Raw genomic sequence first — 7985 nt, 5'->3', positions numbered from 1 at the left:
ATTGAAACTGCGGAACCCAGGCACGGCGGATCGCAGTTTCAATTGAAACTGCGGTCTTCCCGGTGCGGAACGGGCTCGGCTCGATCAGGACGCAACGAGCGCAGGGAAGACTAGATGGCCAAGGTCGCGTGCCCTTACTGCTACCACCGGTTCTCGGCGGGCAGCCTGCGGTTCCAGTGCACCGGTCGGCCCGCGCCCGGGCGCGAGAAGTGCGCCAAGTCGGTGGATCCGGAGCGCCAGCGGCTCACCGGGTTCTCCGGGATGGCCGGCCCGACCTTCGAAGCGCTGGGCCGCTTCGGGCGCAGTCCGCGCAAGGCCGACTGCCCGGATTGCGGGACCAGCAGCGGAATCCGGGCCTGCCCGGTGTGCCACACGCCGCTGCCTGCCAACTTCGCCGACGGCGAGAGCCCGCTGATCGGGGTGGTCGGCGGCAAGAACGCCGGGAAGACCGTGTACACCACGGTTCTCGTGCACGAGCTCCGCAACAATATCCGCCGCCGCTTCGACGCCGACATCTCCTTCGCCGGGGAGCAGGCCGGGGTCGGCACCGCGCAGTGGCTGGAGCGCTACGAGCAGGCGCTGTTCGACGACCAGTCGCTGTTCGAGTCCACCACCAGTTCCGCCGACGGCATCCGGACCCCGCTGGTGGTGCAGTGGCGGCAGCCGCGCGTCCAGCTGGGCAGACGCGTGCACCGGACGACCACGCTGTCGTTCTACGACGCGGCCGGTGAGGACATGACGAGCCAGGAGTTCGTCAACAGCCAGGCCTACCTGACCTCGGCGGACGGGCTGATCGTGCTGCTCGACCCGTTCCAGCTGCCCGGCGCGGCGGACCGGATCGCCGTGCCCGACGCCGGTCGCCGCGACGCCGAACCGCCGATCGGCGTGCTCAACCGCGTGACCGAGATGCTGCGCTCCAGCACCGGGCTCGGCGACGGCAAGCAGTTGCGCACCCCGATCGCGGTGGTGTTCTCCAAGATCGACGCGTTCTTCGGGATGCTCGGCGCCGACCACCCGCTGCTGAGCCCGCCGAGAACCGGCCCGGAGTACGACGAAACCGCTGGTCAGAACACCGACGAGCACCTGAGGGCGCTGCTGGCGGAGCTCGGTGCCGACGACGTCGACGCCCACCTGCGGGCGCACTACCGGACGTTCCGCTACTTCGCGGTGTCTGCGCTCGGCGCGGAGCCGGACTACCGCAGCAAGCAGATCGACCCGGCCGGTGTGCGACCGTTCCGCGTGGACGAACCACTGCTGTGGCTGCTCAGCAACTTCAAGGTCATCGATCGGAGCCGAGCATGAGCGCGCGGGAATTCCACTCGTTGTACTACACCGATTGCAGTCCCGGTCAGGGCCTGCGCGGCGGTGCCGGGTTCCAGTTCCAGGCGGTCTCGCCGGGGACGACCGACGAGATGATGAGCGTGGTGCAGCGCTCGGCGCTGTACGAGGCACCGGTCGGGTGGATGCGCGAGCAGCGCCCGGTCGAGGAGTACCCGCCGTCGCTGGTCCACGTGCACAACGGGGTTTACGCCACCGCGCGCGGCATCTACCTGGGCGCGGAGACCGGCGGGGTGCGGGAGGGCAACCAGTTCACGCACGCGCTCGTGGCCACCGATTCCCAGCTGTACGGACCGATCCGGCCGGCGCAGCTGTGGGGCGCGCCATGGTGGGTCGAGCAGCCCGCGCCGAGCACCGAATGCCCTGCCGTGTCCGCCGAACCCGAGGCCGGGCCGTTCGGGGTGGAGGCGCTGCGGGAGTGGGTGCGCGGGCAGAAGGACGGTGAGTCCTGGCTGCTCGCAGTGCATTCCGCGATCGACCGGGTGCACGACGAGGGCGCGCCGCGCGTGGTGTTCGTCAGCGACGACGCCGACGCGGTGGTGCGCTGGATCGCCGCTGCGACGCTGCTGCTGCCGCAGGAGCGGGCGCTGAAGGTCGGATTCCGGGTGTTCGCGACCAACCCGCAGTTCAGCGCGCAGGAAGTGCTCGCGTTGCACCCGGACTGGGCGGGCTCGCTGGCCGATCCGGAGCGGCACACCGAGTTCGCGGTGTTCAACCTGGTCACCGGCAAGTACCGGGAGGCCGAGCACAGCGACTCCGCGCGGCACTGGGTCTCCCGATTCCTCAACACCGACCCCTACGACGTGGTGGACGCGATCGAGCTGTCCCACCAGTTCGCGCGAGGCCGGAGTACGGACCGCCCGGGCACCGCGGACCGGTTGGCCGCCGGCGTGCTGGCGCTGGACGAGGCGGTGACCGGGGCGGAACCGGCCTTGGCGCTGGCCGAGTGGCTGGCAGAGCCACCGGCCGTGTCCGCGGCGGAGATGCTGGATCCGGTGCTGACCGCGGTCCTGGACTCCGAACCGGGCACGCCGGTGCTGGCCAAGCTCGCCGACACCGACCTGGAGCAGTCCGGGCAGGTGCGAATCGCGTTGCTGCGCGCGGAGATCGACGAGATCCTGCGCGGCACACCCGCCGACACTCGGGCTCCGCTGAAGGCCCGCGCGTGGAGTCCGGACGAGGCCGAGCAGGCCGCTGTGCTGGTGGAGTCCGCGGCCGGTGCGGTGCTCCCGGAGCGGATGGATCTGCTGCTGCGCACCGCGACCCGCTTCGACGTGCGGCCCCGGTTGGGCAACTTCACCGAGGCGGCCGGGCGGTTCGCGGACTGGTGGGCGCACCACCCGAACGCCGGAGTCGACCCGGAGCGCTGGCCGTGCGGCCCGGAGCTCGTCGACCTCCTGCGCGACGTGCTGGCGCGCCGACTCGAAGGGCCGCGGGCGGACGAGGTCTCCAAGGACATCAAGGAGCACTGGTGGCGGTTGCTGGCCCGCACCGCCACCGACCCGTTCAGCCCGTTGGACCGCGCGATCGCGGCAGCTGCGGTGGCCGCGGGCGGTTCCGTGCGGAAGGAGACCATCGCGGTCTTCCGCGAGCAGATGCGCGCGCCGGAACGGCCCGGAACCGGTGAGGCGGTGTTCGACGCGCTGTTCGGCGATTCGGCGCCGACGTTGGTGGAGCTTTCCGACTTCCTCGCCGAGGTGCCGTCCACCTCGGTGTCGGATGCGTTGGCGCAGCGGGCTTTCGGGGTGCTGGTGAAGTCCAAAGTGTCCGGACGCTACCTCGACGTGCTGCGCGGGCTCAGCCACCACATCGGCGACCGGCAGGACCTGCGCAAGCTGTGGGAGGACGACAGCCGCCTGCGCGTCTGGCTGGCCAACTACCGCCGCAAGGGCGCGGAAGTGGGAAATCCTGGCGACATCTCGGAAGACGTGCTCGCCGCGCGCGCCGGGAAGATCGTCGAGGCGCTGCTCGACACCGATCCGCAGGTCTCGGCGGAGATGGCGATCACCAGCGGCGAACCGCTCCAGCAGACCCTGATCCGCGAACTGCCCGCGGTGTGGAACGACGAGGACGTCGCGACGGAGCGCCAGGACCGCGCCGTCATGCTGGCGTTCGTGGCGGCCTGGTCGGACGAGGCGACCGGCACGGTGCGCGCGGCCTTCGACCGCGAGCTCGAGGCCTGGATGCACGCGCACAAGCAGACCGACTACCGGCGCGTCAGCAAGTTGCTGCGCAGCGTGGAAGCCGACCACGCCGCGGCGTGGCACGAGTGGTTGCGGGAAACAGCCCAGCGCAAGCCGAAGGAGGCGCGCACCCGCCAGGTCGCGCGGCGGCTGTTCGGCAGACGGGAGCGGTGAATGCCCTACCTGCTGCTGTTCGGCGGGCTGGCCATCGGCGGGGTGTTCGTCCTGCTGCTGATGTCCGCGGTGGCCACCGCCCTGTCACCGCTGCTGTTGCTCGGCGGGGTCGGAACAACCCTGGTCATCGCGCTGCTGACGCTGCTCGACCGCGGCCCGAAACGGCCGCTCCTGGCCACGCCTGACGATGTCGTCGGAGGAACAGGCGGACTGCGCGCGCCGAAAGGGCCGTTCGCCCGCGACTGGGCTTGGCCGGGATACCTGGTCACGCAGTGGCGGCGCGATCTGGCGGCGATCCTCGGCGGTTGGGGCGGGTTGGTCGCGCGCATCTGGAGATGGGCGTTCGGGCCCGGACAGCTCGGTGCGCAGCGCTGGGTTCGCGTCCTCGCCACCCTCTTCCTGGCCCCGGCGTTCCTGGTCGGCGGTGCGGTGGGGGCGGTGCAAGCTCTCGTCCTCAGCGTCGTCGTGCTGCTGCTGGGCTGGCTCGGCTGGGGTGCGGCGATCGGGTTCATGCGCGGATGCGACAACGCCGTGCGGAAGCTGCGCCGGGCCAGCGCCAGCTGCCCGACCTGCTACCACGTGACACCGGTGCCGGCGTACCGGTGCATCGGGTGCTCGGCGGTGCACCGCGACCTCCGTCCCGGACTGCTAGGTGCGGTGTGGCGGACCTGCGGCTGCGGACGACGTCTGCCGACGACGGTGCTGCGGGCGTCCCGGCGGTTGGAAGCGCTCTGCCAGCGCTGCGAACGGCCGCTGCGCGGCGGGTCCGGCGCGGTCACCGACGTCCGGATCCCGGTGTTCGGCCCGGTTTCGGCGGGCAAGACCCGGTTGGTGCACGCGGGGCTCGTGGCGCTGCGCGAGCTGGCCGCGGCCGACGGCGCCCGGTTGGAGTTCCTCGACGAGACCAGCCGGGAGGCCTTCCAGCACGGGGAACAGCTGGTCACCAGCGGCGCCAACACCACGAAGACCCCGGCCGGGCAGCTGCCCGCGGCGATCACCGCCCAGCTGGTGAAGTCGCGGGGGAAGGCGCTGCTGCACCTGTTCGACGCGGCGGGGGAGTTCTTCCAGGACCGCGAGGACAACAGCGAGCTGGAGTTCCTCGACCACGCCGGCGGACTGGTGTTCGTGATCGACCCGTTCACCATCGGTTGGGTGCGCGACCAGCTCGGCGGTGCCCTGGAGTCGCGCCTCGCCGAAGCGCACCCGGCCAGCGGCGATCCCGAGCAGATCTACCACGTCACGGCGCGGCGGCTGCGGGACTACGGGGTGGAAACCGGCAAGCGCGCGCTGGCGGTCGCCGTGGTCAAGGCGGATCTGCTGGTCGATCTGCCGTGGGCGGCGGACCTGTGCGCGGGCTCGGTGCGGGAATGGCTGGTCACCGCGGGTCTGGACAACTTCGTGCTGGCGGCGGAGCGGGACTTCGCGGAGGTCCGCTTCTTCGTGGTGTCCTCGGTGACCGGAACCCGGCCCGGACACCGGATGACCCCGGCCGCACCGTTCCGGTGGCTGCTGGGCCGCGGTGGTTTTCCGCTCGGCGACGACGAGGAGAAGAAGGCGGCCGTATGAGCGGTAACGGCATATTTCCCATTCATACCGCCGATCGCAGATCCCTGGAGGCGGCATGAACGCCCGGCCACCGGTCGGCCACCGGGTCTTCCGCTGGGTGTTGGTGGTGGTCTTCGCGGTTGCGCTGCTGCTCAGCACCTATTGGCTGCTCACCGATTACGTCCAGTCCTTCACCACGCCCTGAGCCGTGGGAATGCCGGAATTGTCCGGCGGTGATTGGGAAATTCGCAGTGCGAAAAACGTGATCTGGTGCACCCCGGGTGTAGGGGTGGTCACGTTGTGATAACAATGAGCTCGTTAGGAGAGATAATCAGCTTGGAGGTTGCCGCGCACAACCATCAGGGCACGACCACGTGACGGTGGTCCGCGGCGCAAAGGGTGCACCGGAGTCTGGAGGTTGGCATGGTCGCGGCGCTGAAAGCGCACGCAGCATGGTTGGTGAACGCGCTGGGTGTGAACCGGAATCCATTGCGCAGGCCCATCGACCGGCTGGCAGCGGGGATCACGGTCCTGCTGCTCATGGTGGCCCTCATCGCGATCCCGGTGGCGGGCATGCTCGGCTTCTCGCTGCACAGCGACCTGACCCAGCGCGCGGCGCAGTCCGCAGCGACCACCCGCCCGGTGGACGCGGTGCTGACCACCGCCCCGGAGATGGATATCCCGGTCTCCGAGGTCTACAGCCACGACGCGCTCAGCTCCACCGCCGTCGCGGAATGGCGCACCGGTCTCCACACGAACAGCGCGACCGTCCAGGTCCCGGCCAACGCCTCGGCCGGTGAGACGGTGACCGTGTGGGTCGACGAAGCGGGCAACCGCGTCCCGGCGCCCGCCAGCAGCGGTTCGATCGTGACCTCGGCGATCTTCGCCGCGATCCTCACCCTCGTCGTCGCGGAGCTGGCCTGCATCGCCCTGATCACCGGCACCCAAGGCCTCGCCCGTCGGCTCAGCATGCGCACCTGGGACCGCGAATGGCTCTACCTGCAGCACGGCGGGAAGTCTTCCCAGCTCTGATTTCGCAGGTCATCGCCCGTGAGCACTTTGGGTTGCCATAGCCACCCAAAGTGCTCACGGGCTTTTACCAGGCGAAACGGGCGGAGCTTCCGGCAGGCCCCATCAGTTGGGGCTGGGGGCGATCGCTGCGCGGTAGGGGGCCAGCATCCTGGTGAGCCAGGCTTCGCCGATCGGGGTGTCCAGGTCGATCTGGAGCTCCGGTTCCGCGCCTTCCAGCGCATCGGCGCAGCGGTCGCCGAACAGCACCACGGCGGGGTTCCCGGTGTCCCTCTTGGAGGGCCAGATCAGGCCGTCCGCCCACGGTGCCTGCGAGCGGATCCACGCCGCCCAGCGGCGCGTGTGCGGGTAGGCGTCCCGGCCCTCGGCATCGACCAGCCAGGAATCCTGCGCCACCGCAGCCAGATCCGGCGCCGTCAGCAGGCTGACCAGGGTCAGCTCCCGGTTGGTGCGCACCGAGCTGAACCGGCGGCCGGCGATCTGCTGGCGGCGGATCAGCCGCTGCCCGTCGCCGTCGAACCCGAGGTTGCGCAGCAGCACCTCGGCCAGCGCGGTCGTCGTGTGCAATCCGGCGTAGTAGCTGGAGAACGGGTCGTCCGGGGTTCCGTCGAACCGGCCGCCCGGCGATCCGAAGCTCACGTGCGCGGGCTTGAACTCGGCGGCGTGGCGCTTGCGCTCGTGGATCCGGAACAGCTCGGTGTCGGCGGGCACGGCGTGCCGGTTCGGGGTGGCGGCGTACTGCAGGGGAGGGGAGGCCTGCGGCATGCTCACACCTCCGCCGACTCGTCGCGGGCGGCCTCGACCAGCACGTCGTCGTCGACCTGGCCGAGCAGCTGGGCGGGCACGCCGCCGAGCCAGTCGTTGGGGCCGAGCCACCAGTCCGCCGCGCCCCACGGGTCCGCTGCGGCCTGCAGCTGGCGGTTCACGGCGCGCACCGGTTCGCGCGGCGACCCGTCGGCGTCGAACTGGAACGCGGGCCACCGGTCGTCACCGGTCCCGGAAGGCAGCCGGATCAGGTCCGGATCGGCCGGGTCGACCCCGGCGGCCGCGATCTGCTGCGCGTCCAGCGATTCCACCGCCCGCAGCCGGTCCAGCCGGGGACTCGGCGCGGAGCCGGTCAACCGGTCGCGCAGCCCGGTGCTCAACTGCTCCCAGGCCACCTCGGGACGGCGGAACCGCGACTCCGGTTCGGCCAACGCCCGCCGCACCGGGTGCTCGACGGGCAGCACGTCGCCGAGCAGCCCCGCGATGTCCTCGGCGACCATCGCGGCGGTGTCGGCATCGGCTTCCTGCAGCTCGGCGACCAGCGAGACCAACCGGGTGAACGTCTCCGGATCCAACCGATCCGCCACGTCGTCCCACTCGGCGGTCAGCGCGTCCAACATCCCCTGCTGGCTCACGACGTCCTCCTCGCCGCAAATTCAATGGAAATCAGACGTCCGATTTCCATTGAATTTGCGGGGAGTTGTCCACAGGTACCGGCGTGTCGGGTGCGGACACGCCGGTGAGGCGCAAATTCCATTGAGCCTTTTTCATCCTGCTCGGACTGCGACCGCGAGGCACGACCGGCACCGCGCGGTGAGGGCCGCATGCGCCGCCAGGCGCATAGCCCACGCTCGCAGCTTGCGCCGCCGCGGGTTCTCAGCGTTCGCCTGGCGAGGACGGCCCGACTGCCGTGTATTGGCATACATAAAGTCGGGCACCCGGAGTCCAGGC

General features: G+C 70.6%; 7 protein-coding genes. 5 read left to right on the top strand and 2 right to left on the bottom strand.

All coding sequences use genetic code 11. The features are described 5' to 3' along the window. The first annotated feature begins 114 nt into the window (after window positions 1-114). From ABTZ89_RS32100 to ABTZ89_RS32080, 5 genes are all read left to right on the top strand, one after another. Window positions 115-1302, top strand: a complete 1188-nt coding sequence (locus ABTZ89_RS32100) for a TRAFAC clade GTPase domain-containing protein (RefSeq protein ID WP_351051818.1) — start codon at window positions 115-117, stop codon at window positions 1300-1302. After that, a complete protein-coding gene (locus ABTZ89_RS32095) occupies window positions 1299-3695 on the top strand; it encodes a GTPase-associated protein 1-related protein (RefSeq protein WP_351051816.1) in 2397 nt (798 codons plus the stop codon). The genes ABTZ89_RS32100 and ABTZ89_RS32095 overlap by 4 nt, the downstream gene beginning before the upstream one ends. Beyond that, on the top strand, window positions 3696-5261 hold the full coding sequence (locus ABTZ89_RS32090) for a TRAFAC clade GTPase domain-containing protein (protein ID WP_351051814.1): 1566 nt from the start codon (window positions 3696-3698) through the stop codon (window positions 5259-5261). A 55-nt stretch (window positions 5262-5316) separates the two neighbouring features. Then, window positions 5317-5445, top strand: coding sequence for a hypothetical protein (locus ABTZ89_RS32085; protein ID WP_270950522.1), 129 nt, complete (start codon window positions 5317-5319; stop codon window positions 5443-5445). Window positions 5446-5663: 218 nt separating this feature from the next. Continuing rightward, entirely contained in the window at window positions 5664-6272 is a 609-nt protein-coding gene (locus ABTZ89_RS32080) for an Rv1733c family protein (protein WP_351051812.1), read from the top strand. A 102-nt stretch (window positions 6273-6374) separates the two neighbouring features. Here the strand turns inward: ABTZ89_RS32080 and ABTZ89_RS32075 are convergent, their stop codons facing one another. Both ABTZ89_RS32075 and ABTZ89_RS32070 read right to left on the bottom strand, forming a co-directional pair. After that, window positions 6375-7034 carry an RES family NAD+ phosphorylase gene (locus tag ABTZ89_RS32075; protein ID WP_270950520.1) on the bottom strand — a complete coding sequence of 220 codons (660 nt, stop codon included), beginning with the start codon at window positions 7032-7034 and terminating at the stop codon, window positions 6375-6377. Between the two features lie 2 nt (window positions 7035-7036). After that, window positions 7037-7669: a hypothetical protein gene (locus ABTZ89_RS32070; protein ID WP_351051809.1), complete on the bottom strand. Its 633-nt coding sequence runs from the start codon at window positions 7667-7669 to the stop codon at window positions 7037-7039. Window positions 7670-7985 lie beyond the last annotated feature (316 nt).

Source organism: Saccharopolyspora sp. NPDC002686, from assembly GCF_040295745.1.
GTDB lineage: Bacteria > Actinomycetota > Actinomycetes > Mycobacteriales > Pseudonocardiaceae > Saccharopolyspora > Saccharopolyspora oryzae.
The sequence above is the reverse complement of the archived record's forward strand: the minus strand, read 5'-3'. Positions and strand labels throughout refer to the sequence as shown.

What these genes read in the sequence shown, in the direction of transcription:
- ABTZ89_RS32090 (WP_351051814.1), top strand. Translation starts at nt 3,696, where the DNA reads ATGCCCTACCTGCTGCTGTTCGGCGGGCTGGCCATCGGCGGGGTGTTC.
- ABTZ89_RS32095 (WP_351051816.1), top strand. Translation starts at nt 1,299, where the DNA reads ATGAGCGCGCGGGAATTCCACTCGTTGTACTACACCGATTGCAGTCCC.
- ABTZ89_RS32075 (WP_270950520.1), bottom strand. Translation starts at nt 7,034, where the DNA reads ATGCCGCAGGCCTCCCCTCCCCTGCAGTACGCCGCCACCCCGAACCGG.
- ABTZ89_RS32080 (WP_351051812.1), top strand. Translation starts at nt 5,664, where the DNA reads ATGGTCGCGGCGCTGAAAGCGCACGCAGCATGGTTGGTGAACGCGCTG.
- ABTZ89_RS32100 (WP_351051818.1), top strand. Translation starts at nt 115, where the DNA reads ATGGCCAAGGTCGCGTGCCCTTACTGCTACCACCGGTTCTCGGCGGGC.
- ABTZ89_RS32085 (WP_270950522.1), top strand. Translation starts at nt 5,317, where the DNA reads ATGAACGCCCGGCCACCGGTCGGCCACCGGGTCTTCCGCTGGGTGTTG.